Raw genomic sequence first — 16,122 nt, forward strand, 5'->3', positions numbered from 1 at the left:
CTCCCAAAGCCACGCGCCGTCGGCTTTCTGGCGACGTAAATGTACGTCTTCCGGTGCTTGCGGGCGTTGGGGCGAGTCACTAGAGTCGCCGCCAATGGCGCTGCGCCGCCAAGATTCCGGGCATTGGTAACTGGGGAAGTTTTGTGAAGAACTGGACTGTTCGCCTGCGTATCCAGGCAAGTTTCGCGGTGATCATCGCCATCATGCTGTTGATGGCCGCCATGTCCTACATGCAGCTGAGAAACATCGAGCACGAAGGCGACCGGGTGCTGGCCGACTCCGTACCCGGCATGTTCATGATCAGCAAGCTGCGCAGCAGCTGGACTGACAACATGCTGCGGACCCAGGCGTTGCTGGGCGGCGCTGGTGCAAGCGACGTACTGGTTTATCCGGGCGACGAGAAGGCGCTGAAGGAAAGCAACGACCAGCTCGATGCCTTCATCAAGTCGTACGAAGAGACGATCTCCAAGACCGATGACCTGGACAACTACCGGCAATTCCTCGGTATCTACAAGGCCTATCGCGAGCACCAGGCACAAATACTGGTACTGGCGCGTGCCGGTAGCCTGGTGCAGGCTCGCCAGAGCTTCCGCGAAGGACTGATCGTGCAGTGGAACGGTGGGCGCCAACTGCTTAACGAAATGATCGATTTCAACAAGGGGACCGCCGAGAGCTCGGTCGGGGAGATCGTCAGCTCGGTGCGCAATGCCGAGCGCAGCATGCTCCTTGCCATGGTGTTGGCGGTTGCCGCCGCGGCCGTTTGCGGCTTGCTGTTGATGCGTGCGATCACCCGCCCGGTTGGCGGTATCGTCGATACCCTGCGGATCATGGGCGGCGGCGATCTGTCCGCGCGCCTGGATCTCAAGCGCCAGGATGAATTCAACGCCATCGAGACCGGCTTCAATAGCATGGCCGAAGAGCTCAAGGCCCTGGTTTCCCAGGCCCAGCGCTCCGCAGTCCAGGTGACCACTTCGGTCACCGAGATCGCCGCCACAAGCAAGCAACAGCAGGCCACCGCTACCGAGACCGCTGCCACCACCACCGAAATTGGCGCCACTTCGCGGGAAATCGCCGCGACCTCTCGCGACCTGGTCCGCACCATGAACGAGGTGTCCGGCACCGCGGAGCAGACTTCCATCCTCGCGGGTTCCGGCCAGCTTGGCCTGGCGCGAATGGAAGACACCATGCACCAGGTGATGGGCGCGGCCGAGTTGGTGAATGCCAAGCTGGCGATCCTCAATGAGAAGGCCGGCAACATCAACCAGGTGGTCACCACCATCGTCAAGGTGGCCGACCAGACCAACCTGCTGTCCCTCAACGCCGCGATCGAGGCGGAAAAGGCAGGCGAGTACGGTCGCGGCTTTGCCGTGGTGGCGACTGAGGTGCGGCGCCTGGCCGACCAGACCGCCGTTGCCACCTACGACATCGAGCAGATGGTGCGCGAGATCCAGTCGGCGGTGTCCGCCGGGGTCATGGGCATGGACAAGTTCTCCGAAGAAGTGCGCCGCGGCATCGCCGAAGTGGGGCAGGTGGGTGAGCAGCTGTCTCAGATCATCCAGCAGGTGCAGGCGCTGGCGCCGCGCGTGCAGATGGTCAACGAGGGCATGCAGGCCCAGGCCACCGGCGCCGAACAGATCAACCAGGCCCTGGTACAACTGGGCGAGGCCACTGGTCAGACGGTGGAGTCCCTGCGCCAGGCCAGCTCAGCCATCGACGAACTGAACCTGGTGGCCAACGGCCTGCGAACCGGCGTCAGCCGATTCAAGGTCTGAGTCGGCGCCCATGTGCCCGAGTCGTACCCGCGCGCCGGCCCGCACTGTCAGGGACCGGCTCTACCTGCAGTTCCGCATGGGCGGCGACCGCTATGCGCTGGATGTCCATGAAGTGGTGGAAGTCCTGCCCCTGCGCCAGCTGAAACAGGTGCCCGAGTCACCGGGCTGGGTGGCCGGGGTGTTTTCCCATCGCGGCGTGCTGGTGCCAGTGCTGGACCTGGGCGTGCTCGCCTTCGGCCAAGCTGCGCAGGTGCGCACCAGTACCCGGCTGGTGCTGGTGGATTACCCATTGGAGGGGCGGACGCGCTGGCTCGGGCTGATCCTCGAGCAGGCTACCGACACCTTGCGCTGCCGCCCGGATGAGTTCCGCGACTACGGTCTGGAGCAGGGCGGGGCACGCTACCTGGGGCCTGTCTACCAGGGCGCGGATGGCCTGGTACAACGCATTCGTGTGGCCGAGTTACTGCCGGATGAGGTTCGCGCGTTGCTGTTTCCGGCCACGGAGGGTGCGGCATGATCGAACGCTTCGAGGCCCTGTTGAAGAGCCGCATCGGCCTGGAGGCGGAGTCCGTCGGCCGGGTGGTGATCGAACGTGCGCTGCGCCAGCGCATGAGCGCTTGCGGCAGTCGCGATGAAGAAGCCTACTGGGCCACCCTCAACGCCTCGCCGGCCGAGCAGCAGGCGCTGGTGGAAGCGGTGGTGGTACCTGAAACCTGGTTCTTCCGTTATCCCGAATCCTTCGCCGCCCTTGGTCGCCTGGCCTTCGAACGGCTGCCGACGCTGGCGGGTGGGCGGCCCTTGCGCATCCTCAGCCTGCCCTGTTCCACCGGGGAAGAGCCGTTTTCCATCGTCATGGCACTACTGGATGCCGGTCTTGCACCAGGACTGTTCCAGGTGGATGCAGTGGATATCAGCGAACGTGTACTGGAGCGGGCGCGCCAGGGGCTGTACGGACGCAACTCGTTCCGTGGCGAGGACATGGGCTTTCGCGACCGTTATTTCATCCCCTCGGGCGAGAGCTATGTGCTGGCCCAGCAGGTAGCGTCGAAGGTGCGCTTCCTGCGGGGCAACCTACTTGACCCCGGCCTCCTCTCTGGTGAGCCGCCCTACGACTTCGTCTTCTGCCGCAATCTGCTGATCTACTTCGACCGAACCACCCAGATCGCCGTGCTGGAGGTGCTCAAGCGCCATATGCTGAAGGACGGCGCCATGTTCATCGGTCCGGCCGAAGCCAATCTGCTTAGCCAGCAGGGCATGCAACCGCTGGGTTATCCACAGGCCTTCGTGTTCCGCAATGCGCCGCCCCAGGCTGCCGCCAAGCCGGCCAAGGCACGCGCTCCGGCACCCACTCCCGTCGTGACCGCCCCGCTGCCCAGCAGAGCGCCGGCCAGGCCGCGCGCGATGCTGCCGAAGCCCGAACTGCCCAGGGCCAAGGCCGATGGCGTGGGGCCCGACGCCGCCTTGGCGGCTATCGCCAGCCTGGCCAACAGTGGCCGAACCGAGGAGGCTCGCGTCGCTTGCGAAGCCTTCCTGTCAGCTCACGGCCCATCGGCCGACGTCTTCTATTGGCTCGGGCTGCTCAGCGATGTGGCCGGCAAGAGCGATGAAGCCCAGGACCACTACCGCAAGGCGCTCTATCTGGCGCCCCAGCATGCCGAGGCGCTGGCACACCTGGCGGCGTTGCTCGCCGCCCGTGGCGATCGCGCCGGTGCAGAACGCCTGTTGCAGCGCGCCAGTCGCGGAGTGAACAGCCATGGCCGATAACCGCTTGCCCCTGATTGCCAGCGACCAACTGCCCGCCGTGGACGACTGCTGGAATCGCATTGGCGTGCATGGCGACAAGTCCTGCGAGCGCCTGGCAGCCCACGTGCACTGTCGCAACTGCGAGGTTCACGCCGCCGCCGCCACCTTGTTGCTCGACCGCTACGCACTGGTTCGCGAGGACATTGCCGCCGCGCCAGTGGCCGGCGTGGAAGAGGATGGCCGCGACTGCCGTTCCACCCTGGTGTTCCGCCTGGGCGAGCAGTGGCTGGGATTGGCGACGCGCAGTCTGGTTGAGGTGGCCTCGATCAACCCCATCCATTCCCTGCCGCACCAGCGTTCCCTGGCCCTGCTTGGGGTGACCAATGTTCGTGGGGCGCTGGTGGCCTGCCTGTCTTTGAGTGAGTTGCTGGGGCTGGAGAAGGGCGGCCTGGTGAATGGCGAGCGGCGTGTCGTGCCGCGAATGCTGATTCTCGCCAGCCAGAGCGGACCCTTGGTTTCGCCAGTGGACGAAGTGGATGGCATACACGGCATACCCGTGGATGCGGTGATCGATCCTGGCCGTACCCCGGATCTGGCGGCTCGCCAGTTCGCGTCGGGGGTGGTTCAGTGGCGTGGACGCAGCATCACGCTGCTGGACGAAAGCCTGCTGTTGCAGGCCATGGCAAGGAGCCTGGCATGACCCCGGACCAGATGCGCGACGCATCCTTGCTGGAGCTGTTCCGCCTGGAGGCGGATGCCCAGACCCAGGTGCTCAACGCCGGCTTGCTGGTGCTGGAGCGCAATCCGACCCAGGCCGACCAGTTGGAAGCCTGCATGCGCGCGGCCCACTCCCTGAAAGGTGCTGCGCGTATCGTCGGGCTGGATGCCGGGGTGCGCGTCGCCCATGTGATGGAAGACCTGCTGGAGGCTGCGCGGCAGGGGCATGTGCGGCTGCAACCGGACAATATCGATGCATTGCTGCAGGGGTCCGATCTGCTGCTGCGCATTGGCAGCGATGCCGATTGGGCGGAGAGCGCAGGCCGCGATGCCATCGCTGCGCTGATAGCCCGGCTGCAGGGTCGGTCCGCCGAACCTTCGCCCGTGGCCGAGGATTTCAACGAACCGGTCATCCCCGCGCCGACTGTATCTGCTCCCGCCATCCCTGCTGCACTGTCGCCGTCGCCGGAGTCCGCTCCCCGCGAAGTGGAAGCTCAGGTCCCTGTGGACAGCGGTGCCGAGGCCCGTGACCGGGTACTGCGGGTGAGTGCCGAACGTCTTGATCACCTGCTGGATATCTCCAGCAAGTCGCTGGTGGAGTTCCAGCGCATAAAACCCCTGAACGATGCCCTGCACCGCCTCAAACGCCTTCAGGCCAGTGCCAGCCGCGCCCTTGATGTGGCGCGGGAATCGGTGCTGGATGGCACCCTGGACCCGCAAGCCCAGGCGATGCTCGGCGAGGCCCGGCAGCTGCTCGGTGAGTGCCAGCAGATGCTCTCCGGCTACATGGCCGATTTCGATGAGTTCGGCTGGCAAGGTGGCCAGCGGGCCCAGTTGCTCTATGACGCCGCCCTGGCTTCGCGCATGCGTCCGTTCGCCGACGTGTTGGCCGGTCAGGCGCGCATGGTCCGTGATCTTGGCCGCTCACTGGGCAAGCCGGTGCGGTTGGAAGTGAGCGGCGAGACCACGCAAGTCGACCGCGACGTGCTGGAGCGCCTGGAGGCCCCACTCACACACTTGCTACGCAATGCCGTGGATCACGGTATCGAGAGCCCGCAGGTGCGCTCGCGCCTGGGTAAGCCGGAAGAGGGCGTGATCCGCCTGCATGCCCGCCATCACGCCGGGATGCTCCTGTTGGAGCTGGCGGACGATGGCGCCGGGGTGGACCTGGAGCGCCTGCGCGATGCGGTGGTCGCCCGCCAGTTCGCCAATCCCGAAACCGCCGCGAGGATGACCGAGGAAGAGTTGCTGGCCTTCCTCTTCCTGCCCGGTTTCAGCATGCGCGAGCAGGTCACCGAGGTTTCCGGACGTGGCGTTGGCCTGGATGCAGTTCAGCACATGGTGCGCCAGCTGCGTGGCGGCGTACGCATGGAACAGCGCAGCGGACAGGGCGCCACCTTCCGCATCGAAGTACCGCTGACCCTGTCGGTGGTGCGCAGTCTGGTGGTGGAGGTGGGCGGCGAGGCCTACGCCTTCCCGCTGGCCCATATCGAACGCATGACCCGCCTGCAGCACGAGGACATCGTCCAGCTCGAGGGTCGCCAGCATTTCTGGTACGAGGGCCGGCACGTGGGGCTGGTCTCGGCCAGCCAGATCCTCCAGTGCGCCGAGGGCAAGCGTGACGAGGCCGGCATCCCGGTGGTGCTGATCAACGAGCGTGACACCTGCTACGGCGTTGCCGTGGAGCGATTCATCGGCGAACGAACGCTGGTAGTGATGCCGCTGGACCCGCGTCTGGGCAAGGTCCAGGACCTGTCCGCCGGGGCATTGCTGGATGATGGCCGGCCTGTGCTGATCCTCGATGTCGAGGACTTGCTGAAGTCCGTCGGCAAGCTGCTGGGCAGTGGTCGTCTGGAAAAGGTCGATCGCGGCAGCCGCCAGGGAGTTGGTGCCCAGCGCAAACGCGTGCTGGTGGTGGATGACTCGCTCACGGTGCGTGAGCTGGAGCGCAAGCTGCTGGCCGGTCGTGGTTACGACGTGGCGGTGGCAGTGGATGGCATGGACGGCTGGAACGCACTGCGTTCGGAGCACTTCGACCTGCTCATCACCGATATCGACATGCCGCGCATGGACGGCATCGAACTGGTCACCCTGGTGCGTCGTGACAATCGCTTGCAGTCGTTGCCGGTCATGGTGGTTTCCTACAAGGATCGTGAAGAGGACCGGCGACGCGGCCTGGATGCCGGCGCCGACTATTATCTGGCGAAAGCCAGCTTCCACGACGAAGCGTTGCTGGATGCAGTGGTCATGCTGATCGGGGAGGCCCAAGGGTGAGGATAGGGATAGTCAACGATATGCCCCTGGCGGTCGAGGCGCTGCGTCGGGCCCTTGCCCTGGAACCGGCGCACCAGATCGCCTGGATAGCCGGCAATGGCGCGGAAGCGGTGGAGTGCTGCGGTCGGGATGTGCCGGATGTGGTGCTGATGGACCTGCTGATGCCGGTGATGGACGGGGTGGAGGCGACCCGCCAGATCATGGCTCGCAGCCCTTGCGCCATCCTCATCGTCACCGTGGATATCGAGCAGAACGTGCACCGGGTGTTCGAGGCCATGGGCCATGGTGCCCTGGACGCAGTGAATACGCCCGCGCTTGGCAGCGGCCAGGCCCAGGAGGCCGCGCTGCTGCTGCGCAAGATCCAGAATATCGGCTGGCTCGTGGGCCAGCGCGACAACCGCGGACGCGGGGCAGACGAGCCGCGTTCCCGGCACAGTGGCGGCCAGCGGCTGGTCGCCATCGGTGCCTCGGCGGGTGGTCCGGCGTCCCTGGCGCAACTACTCAAGCGGTTGCCGGCGGATTTTTCGGCAGCCGTGGTGTTGGTCCAGCATGTGGACGAAGTCTTCGCTGCCGGCATGGCCGACTGGCTGGCCAGCGAGTCCCGACTGCCCGTTCGACTGGCACGGGAAGGCGAGCCGCCACAGCCGGGAAGCATCCTCCTGGCCGGCACCAACAATCACCTGCGACTGCTGAAAAATGGCACGTTGGCCTATACCGCCGAGCCCACCAGCTTCGTATATCGTCCATCCATCGATGTTTTCTTCGACAGTCTGGTGGAGCACTGGAAGGGCGAGGCCATCGGCGTGCTCCTTACCGGTATGGGGCGGGACGGTGCCGAAGGCTTGAAACGCATGCGCGACCGGGGCTTCCTGACCATTGCCCAGGACCAGGCCAGCTGCGCGGTTTATGGCATGCCCAAGGCCGCCGCCGCCATTGGCGCGGCGGTGGAGATCCTCGGCCTGGAACGCATCGCGCCCCGGCTGGCCGAGGTGTTCGGATGATTTCTACCTCAGGCCTGCGGGCCCGGAGAGCGTTATGCAATACCCCTATCGCAACCCCATGGACATGACCCCGGTCGAGCCGTCGGCAATGGTGCTGCTGGTCGATGACCAGGCCATGGTCGGTGAAACGGTGCGTCGGGCACTGATGGCCGAACCGGGCATTGACTTCCATTTCTGCTCCGACCCGTTGCAAGCGGTCGCCGTGGCCCTGCAGATCAAGCCAACGGTCATCCTCCAGGACCTTGTGATGCCGGGAGTCGACGGTCTCAGCCTGCTTGCCGAGTACCGCGCGGTGCCAGCGCTGCGCGATGTGCCGATCATCGTCCTGTCGACCAAGGAAGAACCCACGGTGAAGAGTGCAGCCTTCGCCGCCGGGGCCAACGACTACCTGGTCAAGTTGCCCGATACCATCGAGCTGGTCGCGCGCATCCGCTACCACTCGCGCTCCTTCACCGCCCTGCAGCAGCGCGACGAGGCCTACCGCGCCCTGCGCGAGAGCCAGCAGCAATTGCTGGAAGCCAACCTGGTGCTGCAGCGGCTGATGAACTCCGACGGGCTGACCGGGCTGTCCAACCGGCGTCATTTCGACGAGTACCTGGACATGGAGTGGCGCCGCGCGCTCCGCGAGCAGAGCGAGCTGTCGATGCTGATGATCGACGTCGACCACTTCAAGGGCTTCAACGACAGCTTTGGCCATGTAGCGGGCGATGAGGCGCTGCGCCGGGTGGCGGAGTCGATCCGCACCTGCTGCAGCCGCGCCACCGACCTCGCCGCGCGCTACGGCGGCGAAGAGTTCGCCATGATCCTGCCAGGTACCGCCGCTGGCGGCGCGCGCCTGCTGGCGGAGAAAGTACGGCGCTCGGTGGAGGCCCTGGGCATCCACCACGACCTGCCGGTGGCGGGCTCGGTACTGAGCGTCAGTATCGGTGTCGCCACGCTCACTCCCAAGCCAGGCCAGGTTTCCCTGGTGCTGGTGGACATGGCTGACCAGGGGCTCTATCAGGCCAAGCACAATGGCCGTAACCAGGTGGCCATGGTGGCAACCAGCTCCACTCCGTGATCGGGACGGGCTTCATTGAGCCCGTGCGTCGCCGGCGTGGCGCAATTCGCGGCTGGCATGCTGCCGGCATCCAGTGACTCGGGTATACTCGCCGGCTTTTCCGAAAGTTTTGCCAGCGAGAGCTTCCCGTCATGGAAATCAACCCGATCCTGAACAGCATCAAGGACCTCTCCGATCGCACCCTGTCTATTCGGGGGTATCTTTGACTACGATCAGAAGCATGATCGTCTCGTCGAAGTAAACCGCGAACTCGAAGACCCCGCCGTCTGGAACAACCCCGAATACGCGCAGAATCTCGGCCGTGAACGTGCCCAGCTGGCGCAGATCGTCGAAACCCTGGACGACCTGACCAGCGGCCTGGCCGACTCCCGCGACCTGCTGGACATGGCGGTCGAGGAGAACGACGAAGGCGCCGTGAATGACGTCGCCACCGAAGTCGAGCGCCTGCGCACGATCCTCGAGAAGCTCGAATTCCGTCGCATGTTCAGCGGCGAGATGGACATGAACAACGCCTACCTGGACATCCAGGCCGGCTCCGGCGGTACCGAAGCCCAGGACTGGGCCAACATGCTGCTGCGCATGTACCTGCGTTGGGCCGACAAGCGCGGCTTCGACGCCACCATCATCGAACTGTCCGAAGGCGAGGTCGCCGGTATCAAGGGCGCCACCGTCCATGTGAAGGGCGAGTACGCCTTCGGCTGGCTGCGCACCGAGATCGGCGTGCACCGCCTGGTACGCAAGAGCCCGTTCGACTCCGGCAACCGTCGCCACACCTCGTTCACCGCGGTGTTCGTCTCGCCGGAAATCGATGACAACATCGAGATCGAGATCAACCCGGCCGACCTGCGCATCGACACCTACCGCTCCTCCGGCGCAGGCGGTCAGCACGTGAACACCACCGACTCCGCGGTGCGTATCACCCACGTGCCGACCAACACCGTGGTGGCGTGCCAGAACGAACGCTCCCAGCACGCCAACAAGGACACCGCCATGAAAATGCTGCGGGCCAAGTTGTACGAGCAGGAAATGCAGAAGCGCACCGCCGCGTCCCAGGCCCTGGAAGACACCAAGTCCGACATCGGCTGGGGCCACCAGATTCGCTCCTACGTACTCGACCAGTCGCGGATCAAGGACCTGCGTACCGGCGTCGAGCGCAGCGACTGCGACAAGGTGCTGGACGGCGATCTGGACGAATACCTCGAGGCCAGCCTCAAGCAGGGGCTTTGACGCGATTTCGCCGGCCGGGCTGCGTGTTGGCCGGCGCTCGCTAAGCTTTTGAGCCTTTGCAACGCGATTATTTTCAAACAGGCGATTCGACGCCTAACCGGGAACCACCAAGACCATGAGCGACCAACAACTCGACCAGCACGAACTGCAACAGGAAGAAAACAAGCTGATCGCCCAGCGCAAGGAAAAACTTGCCGCCGTGCGAGAAGCCAAGGCCATTGCCTTCCCCAATGACTTCCGCCGCGAAAACTACTTCGCGGACCTGCAGAAGCAATACGCCGACAAGACCAAGGAAGAGCTGGAAGCAGCCGCCATCCCGGTCAAGGTCGCTGGTCGCATCATGCTCAACCGCGGTTCTTTCATCGTCCTTCAGGACACCAGCGGCCGCCTGCAGGTCTACGTCAACCGCAAGACCCTGCCGGAAGAGACCCTGGCCGAAATCAAGACTTGGGACCTGGGCGACATCATTGGCGCTGAAGGCACCCTGGCCCGTTCCGGCAAGGGCGACCTGTACGTCGAGATGACCAACGTGCGCCTGCTGACCAAGTCCCTGCGCCCGCTGCCGGACAAGCACCACGGCCTGACCGACACCGAACAGCGCTATCGCCAGCGTTACGTCGACCTGATCGTCAACGAGGAAACCCGCAACACCTTCCGCGTGCGTTCCCAGGTGATCGCCCACATCCGCCGCTTCCTGTCCGACCGCGGTTTCCTCGAAGTGGAAACCCCGATGCTGCAGACCATTCCCGGTGGCGCCGCGGCCAAGCCGTTCGCGACCCATCACAATGCGCTGGACATGGCCATGTTCCTGCGTATCGCGCCGGAGCTTTACCTCAAGCGTCTGGTGGTAGGTGGTTTCGAGAAGGTCTTCGAAATCAACCGCAACTTCCGTAACGAAGGCGTTTCGACCCGGCACAACCCCGAGTTCACCATGCTCGAGTTCTACCAGGCCTACGCTGACTACGAAGACAACATGGACCTGACCGAGGAACTGTTCCGCGAACTGGCCCAGGCGGTGCTTGGCTCCACCGACGTGCCCTACGGCGACAAGGTCTTCCACTTCGGTGAGCCGTTCGCCCGTCTGTCCGTATTCGACGCCATCCTCAAGTACAACCCGGAAATCAGCGCCGCCGACCTCAAGGATGTCGAGAAGGCCCGTGCGATCGCCAAGAAGGCCGGTGCCAAGGTCCTCGGCCACGAAGGCCTGGGCAAGCTGCAGGTGATGATTTTCGAAGAGCTGGTGGAGCACAAGCTGGAGCAGCCGCACTTCATCACTCAGTACCCCTTCGAAGTGTCGCCGCTGGCGCGCCGCAACGACCAGGACCCGAGCGTCACCGACCGCTTCGAGTTGTTCATCGGTGGCCGCGAGATCGCCAACGCCTACTCCGAGCTGAACGACGCCGAAGACCAGGCCGAGCGCTTCATGCTGCAGGTCAAGGAGAAGGATGCCGGTGACGACGAGGCGATGCACTACGATGCCGATTTCGTAAATGCCCTGGAATACGGCATGCCGCCCACCGCTGGCGAAGGCATTGGTATCGACCGACTTGTGATGTTGCTCACCAATTCGCCGTCTATTCGTGACGTCATCCTGTTCCCGCACATGCGGCCCCAGGCTTGATGCAGGAGCAAGAATAAAACCGCCTTCGGGCGGTTTTTTCTTGGCCGCCGACCGGCATGCGAACCTTTTGCCCCGGCGCCGCTCCTACAAGGCGCTCGTCAGGGAGACAGAGCCTAAATCTCGCCAGCTCCTGCATTGATAAGCGGGATAAATGGTCAACACTTTCACCTTGAGTGAGTTCGGAGGGTTTCCTGTCTTGAACCAGTCGTCCCGCAGTGACAGCGCCGCCCGCGTGGCCAGCGCAGTTGCCGAGAGCGTGAAGTACCAGGGCCGCAAGGCCAGCCGCCAAGGTAGCGAGCAACGCCGCCAGGCGATCCTCGATGCCGCCATGCGCATCATCGTCCGCGACGGTGTGCGGGCGGTGCGCCATCGCGCCGTGGCCGCAGAGGCCCAGGTACCGCTATCGGCCACTACCTATTACTTCAAGGACATCAACGATCTCATCACCGATACCTTCGCCCAGTTCGTAGAGCGCAGTTCGGCGGTGATGGCGGCCTTCTGGGCCAGCGTGGAGGATGACCTGCAGGCCATGGCAGCGGTGCTCAGCCGCGACGGTGATTCGCGCCGGGCCATGACCGACCAGATCGTCGAACTGGCCATCCAGTACGTGCGCAGCCAGTTGGAGGAGAACCGCGACCAGTTGCTGGCCGAACATGCTTTCCGTCAGGAGGCGCTGTTGAATGCCGGTCTGCGTAATCTTGCTGACGCACATCGCAAGATACTCTCGCTGGGCGCGGAGCATTTCTTCCAGGTACTGGGTTCGGCCGAGCCCACCGAAGACGCCAAGGTGTTGACGGCCGTCATTCTGCGGATGGAATATCAGGGCCTCCTCGACGGCGTGGAAAACCTCGACATCGGCGAGATGCGAGCGGTCCTGAAGCGATACCTGTATCTGGTGATGGGACTCTGAGCGCGTAGATCAAACCCCGCTATCGCGGGGTTTTTCGTTATCACAAGGAGAGCGAGATGAAAGTCTGGCGTGCCGTGGTTGCCCTGTCCTTCCTGCTGTTGGGCGGCTGCCTGGTCACCTTCAAGGATCCTATTCCGGCCAACGAACCGGCCCCTATCCCCCTGCTCGGGGACTGGACCCGCAAGGACGAGTGGGGCGAACGCGAGTATCTGGAGATCAGCCGCTCCGGCTCCAACGTGTACAAGGCGCGCAGCTTCGAGGGCAGCAAAGACAACCTGGAGGGCATGGAGGAGTTCGGTTTCACCGTCGCTCACCACGGCCGCCGCTGGTATCTCTCTGCCGGGCTGCCGAAAAAACTGGGCGCGAACTTCGCCATCGTCGGTTTCGAGTTGACCACCGATAACGAACTGGTGGTCTACAACCTGGACGTCGAGCGCATCGAACAGGAAATGCAGGAAGGCAAGTTCCAGGGGCAGCCTGTGGAAATGCCGGACGGCGACGGCGTGCTCATCACCACTCCTCTGGATGTGGTCTTCGGCTGGCTGGATGATCCCGCGAACTCGGACGTCTTCGTTGAAGTGGCGCGTTACCAGCGCTCAGCCGAGGAGTGAGTCAACGATGACCCGTCGCAAGTTGCCTGACGATTACCAGAAAACCATTCGCGCGCTATCCGACCGCATCGTCCAGGCGCAGACGCCGATTCGCGTGCTCGACGCCGTGAAATGGGACGACAGCGTTCGCCAGGACTTCCTCAAGCACAAGGGCAAGTCCATGCCCCATGTGGACCGCGCCTACTACGAGAGCCGTCCGCTGGCCTTCGACTCGGTGGAGAAGAAGCTGGAGTTCCAGAACATCGAGCGCGATATCACCCGTCATCTGGGCCAGTTCAACCCGGTGGGGCAGATCATGCGGCGCATGTGCAAGGAATACCGCATGGTGATCCGCATGCTGGAAGCACGCGGCACCGCGGATTTCGGCCTGATTTCCCAGGAGCTCTACGGCGCGGCCTCCGATGCCTTCCATGCCGGCGATCCGACCCTGGCCGATCTCGGCCTGATGCTCTCGGACTACCTGAACAACATCGACCATCGAGGCGACCTCAAGGACGAGCCCAAGACTCTCACTGCCAAGGATGCCGTCAACCTGCTGCAGAGCCGGCTGGGAGACGTGTTCGGCGATGACACCATCCGCGTTTTCGAGTCCGACGGTATCGTCGCCGACGCGGCGGCCGGTGCGGACTACATCAAGATTCGCGCCGATGCCATGTTCAACGAGCGCGACGTGCGTGCCTTGGAAGTCCACGAGGGACTGGTGCACGTGGGTACAACCCTGAACGGCCAGAACCAACCGATCTGCACCTTCCTTTCCAAGGGCCCGCCGTCCTCCACCGTGACCCAGGAAGGCCTGGCGATCCTGATGGAAGTGATCGCGTTCGCGTCCTATCCGACCCGGCTGCGTCGGCTGACCAACCGCACCCGCGCGATCCACATGGCGGAGGAGGGGGCTGATTTCCTCGAGGTCTATCACTTCTACCGCGAGCAGGGTTACAGCATGGAGGAGAGCTATGGCAGCGCCAGCCGCGCCTTCCGGGGTTCGTTGCCGGGCGGGCTGCCGTTCACCAAGGACCTGTCCTACCTGAAGGGCTTCATCCTGATCTACAACTACATCCAGCTCGCAGTGCGCAAAGGCAAGCTGGAGCAGATCCCGCTGCTGTTCTGCGGCAAGACCACCCTGGAAGACACCCGCACGCTGCGTCAGTTGGTGGACGAAGGCCTGGTGGTGCCGCCGAAGTACCTGCCGCCGCAGTTCCGTGACCTCAACGCGCTGTCGGCGTGGATGTGCTTCTCCAACTTCCTCAACCACTTGAGCCTGGAGCGCATCGAGGCGGACTACGCCAACATTCTCTGACCGACCTTGTCGGGGCGAAGGCACTCGCCCCGGCAGAGCGGCACGAACCCTGTAGGGGCGAATTCTTTCGCCAACCAGCCCGCAGGGCTGGCCTGTGATGTTTCAGGAAGGAAATGCACATGCCCGCTTCCCGCCTCTTGCTGATCCTCTTCGTTCTGATCCTGCAAGGCTGCAGTGCGCTGCTGTTCTACCCGGACCAGCACCTGCCCTTCACGCCGGAAAAGGCCAAGCTGGAGTATCGCGATATCAGCCTGACTGCCGCCGATGGCACACGCCTGCATGCCTGGTGGCTGCCGGCCAAGCCTGGCGTGGAGGTGAAGGGGACGGTGCTACACCTGCATGGCAATGGCGGCAATGTCGCTACGCACCTGGGCGGCAGCTGGTGGTTACCGGCGAAGGGCTACCAGGTGCTGTTGCTGGATTATCGTGGCTACGGCCGCTCCGAGGGTTCGCCCAGGCTGCCGGACGTCTACCAGGACATCGATGCCGCCTTCGCCTGGCTGGACCAGGCGCCGGAGGTCCAGGGCAAGCCGGTCGTGTTGCTTGGCCAGAGCATCGGTGGCGCCTTGGCCGTGCACTACCTCTCCGAGCGCCCACAACGGCGCGATCTGCTCAAGGCCCTGGTGCTCGATGGGGTGCCGGCCAGCTACCGCGAAATCGCCCGCTACAGCCTGTCCAATGCCTGGCTGACCTGGCCATTGCAGGTGCCGTTGTCCTGGCTGGTGCCCGACGGTGACAGCGCCATACGTGGCATTGGCGAGCTGAAGGGCTTGCCGCTGCTGATCTACCACAGCATCGATGATCCGGTGGTGCCTCTTTCCAACGGCGTGCGCTTGTATCAAGCTGCGCCCCCGCCGCGGGTGTTCCAGCCGGTCCGTGGCGATCATGTGCAGACCTTCGCCGATCCCACCTGGCGGAAGGTAATGCTGCTTTACCTCGAAGACCCCACGGGCTTCGTCGGACTGCGCCGACTGGCTGAAGTCCCGAATACAGAGAGTCCCCAATGAGCGAACGCAATCCCATCCCGCTGATCCTCACCGGCATCGGCAGCATTGTCGGCACCGTGATGGTGCTCTGGTTCTACGGTTACCTGCACTTCGCCAAACCCGAGGACGCGCTTCTGCTGTCCGACTTCACCATGCTCAAGACCATCCCCGGCGAGGACTACAAGGTTTCCCTGGAGCCCGCCGCGCAAGTGGCGCAGTGCATCGACGGCGTGCTGGTGATGTTCGATACCCAGCAAAAAGGCCTGACTGGCGTGCTCGTGGACAACAAGAAGAAAGCGGTGCGCTGCGTGGGTCAGGAGACCCCGCAAGAGGTCAAGTAAGGGGCTAGCTTCCGTAAGGAGGTGACTCGCATGAACATTCGTATCTGGCAGGGCGATATCACCACCCTGGAGGTGGACGCCATCGTCAATGCCGCCAACTCCTCGCTGCTTGGCGGCGGGGGTGTTGATGGCGCCATTCACCGCGCCGCCGGCCCCGATCTCCTCGCGCTGTGCCGTACCCTTGGCGGTTGTCCCACGGGCGAGGCACGCATCACGCCGGGCTTCCGCCTGCCTGCACGGTTCGTGATCCACACCGTCGGCCCGGTTTGGCGCGGCGGCAATCATCGTGAACCGGAACTGCTCGCCAACTGCTACCGCAACAGCCTGGCCCTGGCCGAAGCCGAAGGGCTGGCGAGCATCGCCTTTCCGGCGATCAGTTGCGGCGTGTATGGCTATCCGCTGGAGGCAGCGGCGCGTGTCGCGGTGGCCGAGTTGAAGCGGTCGAGGCCCGAGGGCAGCAGTTTGCGTGAAGTGCTGTTGGTGGCGTTCGGCGGGGACATGGTCAGGGTCTATCAAGAGGCTCTGACGTAGGTTGGTGCTGAGGAGCGATGCCCAGCACCAT

At 64.1% G+C, this 16,122-nt stretch carries 15 protein-coding genes; all 15 read left to right on the forward strand.

Annotation, left to right across the window (positions count from 1 at the left end; all coding sequences use genetic code 11):
* Positions 1 to 143 precede the first annotated feature (143 nt).
* The 15 genes from D6Z43_RS25705 to D6Z43_RS25775 all read left to right on the forward strand — a co-directional run bounded on the left by D6Z43_RS25705 (position 144) and on the right by D6Z43_RS25775 (position 16,091).
* Positions 144 to 1,772 (forward strand): methyl-accepting chemotaxis protein, encoded by a 1,629-nt coding sequence (locus tag D6Z43_RS25705; RefSeq protein ID WP_120654807.1) that lies wholly within the window; start codon positions 144 to 146, stop codon positions 1,770 to 1,772.
* Positions 1,773 to 1,782: 10 nt separating this feature from the next.
* Complete coding sequence (locus D6Z43_RS25710) at positions 1,783 to 2,289, forward strand: chemotaxis protein CheW (protein ID WP_120654808.1); 507 nt, start codon at positions 1,783 to 1,785, stop codon at positions 2,287 to 2,289.
* A complete protein-coding gene (locus tag D6Z43_RS25715; RefSeq protein ID WP_120654809.1) occupies positions 2,286 to 3,536 on the forward strand; it encodes a CheR family methyltransferase in 1,251 nt (416 codons plus the stop codon). Before D6Z43_RS25710 ends, D6Z43_RS25715 begins: the two co-directional genes overlap by 4 nt.
* Positions 3,526 to 4,215, forward strand: a complete 690-nt coding sequence (locus tag D6Z43_RS25720) for a chemotaxis protein CheW (protein WP_120654810.1) — start codon at positions 3,526 to 3,528, stop codon at positions 4,213 to 4,215. The genes D6Z43_RS25715 and D6Z43_RS25720 overlap by 11 nt, the downstream gene beginning before the upstream one ends.
* Positions 4,212 to 6,506: a hybrid sensor histidine kinase/response regulator gene (locus tag D6Z43_RS25725; protein ID WP_120654811.1), complete on the forward strand. Its 2,295-nt coding sequence runs from the start codon at positions 4,212 to 4,214 to the stop codon at positions 6,504 to 6,506. The genes D6Z43_RS25720 and D6Z43_RS25725 overlap by 4 nt, the downstream gene beginning before the upstream one ends.
* Entirely contained in the window at positions 6,503 to 7,507 is a 1,005-nt protein-coding gene (locus tag D6Z43_RS25730; RefSeq protein ID WP_120654812.1) for a chemotaxis response regulator protein-glutamate methylesterase, read from the forward strand. The genes D6Z43_RS25725 and D6Z43_RS25730 overlap by 4 nt, the downstream gene beginning before the upstream one ends.
* Before the next feature lie 34 nt (positions 7,508 to 7,541).
* A complete protein-coding gene (locus D6Z43_RS25735; RefSeq protein WP_120654813.1) occupies positions 7,542 to 8,567 on the forward strand; it encodes a PleD family two-component system response regulator in 1,026 nt (341 codons plus the stop codon).
* 131 nt (positions 8,568 to 8,698) lie between these two features.
* Positions 8,699 to 9,794 (forward strand): peptide chain release factor 2 gene (gene prfB, locus D6Z43_RS25740; protein ID WP_120654814.1). Its coding sequence is split into 2 segments (ribosomal slippage): positions 8,699 to 8,770 and positions 8,772 to 9,794, totalling 1,095 coding nucleotides; the frame shifts between segments, so codons are not numbered across the junction.
* A gap of 115 nt (positions 9,795 to 9,909) precedes the next feature.
* Positions 9,910 to 11,415, forward strand: coding sequence for a lysine--tRNA ligase (gene lysS, locus D6Z43_RS25745; RefSeq protein WP_120654815.1), 1,506 nt, complete (start codon positions 9,910 to 9,912; stop codon positions 11,413 to 11,415).
* 196 nt (positions 11,416 to 11,611) lie between these two features.
* A complete protein-coding gene (locus tag D6Z43_RS25750; RefSeq protein ID WP_120655366.1) occupies positions 11,612 to 12,325 on the forward strand; it encodes a TetR/AcrR family transcriptional regulator in 714 nt (237 codons plus the stop codon).
* 56 nt (positions 12,326 to 12,381) lie between these two features.
* On the forward strand, positions 12,382 to 12,936 hold the full coding sequence (locus D6Z43_RS25755) for a hypothetical protein (protein ID WP_120654816.1): 555 nt from the start codon (positions 12,382 to 12,384) through the stop codon (positions 12,934 to 12,936).
* A gap of 7 nt (positions 12,937 to 12,943) precedes the next feature.
* Complete coding sequence (locus D6Z43_RS25760) at positions 12,944 to 14,233, forward strand: flavohemoglobin expression-modulating QEGLA motif protein (RefSeq protein WP_120654817.1); 1,290 nt, start codon at positions 12,944 to 12,946, stop codon at positions 14,231 to 14,233.
* Between the two features lie 113 nt (positions 14,234 to 14,346).
* Positions 14,347 to 15,240: an alpha/beta hydrolase gene (locus D6Z43_RS25765; RefSeq protein WP_120654818.1), complete on the forward strand. Its 894-nt coding sequence runs from the start codon at positions 14,347 to 14,349 to the stop codon at positions 15,238 to 15,240.
* A complete protein-coding gene (locus D6Z43_RS25770) occupies positions 15,237 to 15,560 on the forward strand; it encodes a hypothetical protein (protein WP_120654819.1) in 324 nt (107 codons plus the stop codon). The genes D6Z43_RS25765 and D6Z43_RS25770 overlap by 4 nt, the downstream gene beginning before the upstream one ends.
* Positions 15,561 to 15,590: 30 nt before the next feature.
* Positions 15,591 to 16,091 carry an O-acetyl-ADP-ribose deacetylase gene (locus D6Z43_RS25775; RefSeq protein ID WP_120654820.1) on the forward strand — a complete coding sequence of 167 codons (501 nt, stop codon included), beginning with the start codon at positions 15,591 to 15,593 and terminating at the stop codon, positions 16,089 to 16,091.
* Positions 16,092 to 16,122: the final 31 nt, after the last annotated feature.

The sequence above is a fragment of the Pseudomonas sp. DY-1 genome (assembly GCF_003626975.1).
In the GTDB taxonomy this organism is placed as follows: domain Bacteria; phylum Pseudomonadota; class Gammaproteobacteria; order Pseudomonadales; family Pseudomonadaceae; genus Metapseudomonas.

Bases quoted from the DNA above. Each gene is read 5' to 3' on its own strand.
- D6Z43_RS25725 (WP_120654811.1), top strand. From the start codon at position 4,212: ATGACCCCGGACCAGATGCGCGACGCATCCTTGCTGGAGCTGTTCCGC.
- D6Z43_RS25715 (WP_120654809.1), top strand. From the start codon at position 2,286: ATGATCGAACGCTTCGAGGCCCTGTTGAAGAGCCGCATCGGCCTGGAG.
- D6Z43_RS25735 (WP_120654813.1), top strand. From the start codon at position 7,542: ATGCAATACCCCTATCGCAACCCCATGGACATGACCCCGGTCGAGCCG.
- D6Z43_RS25720 (WP_120654810.1), top strand. From the start codon at position 3,526: ATGGCCGATAACCGCTTGCCCCTGATTGCCAGCGACCAACTGCCCGCC.
- D6Z43_RS25760 (WP_120654817.1), top strand. From the start codon at position 12,944: ATGACCCGTCGCAAGTTGCCTGACGATTACCAGAAAACCATTCGCGCG.
- D6Z43_RS25755 (WP_120654816.1), top strand. From the start codon at position 12,382: ATGAAAGTCTGGCGTGCCGTGGTTGCCCTGTCCTTCCTGCTGTTGGGC.
- D6Z43_RS25765 (WP_120654818.1), top strand. From the start codon at position 14,347: ATGCACATGCCCGCTTCCCGCCTCTTGCTGATCCTCTTCGTTCTGATC.
- D6Z43_RS25775 (WP_120654820.1), top strand. From the start codon at position 15,591: ATGAACATTCGTATCTGGCAGGGCGATATCACCACCCTGGAGGTGGAC.
- lysS (WP_120654815.1), top strand. From the start codon at position 9,910: ATGAGCGACCAACAACTCGACCAGCACGAACTGCAACAGGAAGAAAAC.
- D6Z43_RS25770 (WP_120654819.1), top strand. From the start codon at position 15,237: ATGAGCGAACGCAATCCCATCCCGCTGATCCTCACCGGCATCGGCAGC.
- D6Z43_RS25710 (WP_120654808.1), top strand. From the start codon at position 1,783: ATGTGCCCGAGTCGTACCCGCGCGCCGGCCCGCACTGTCAGGGACCGG.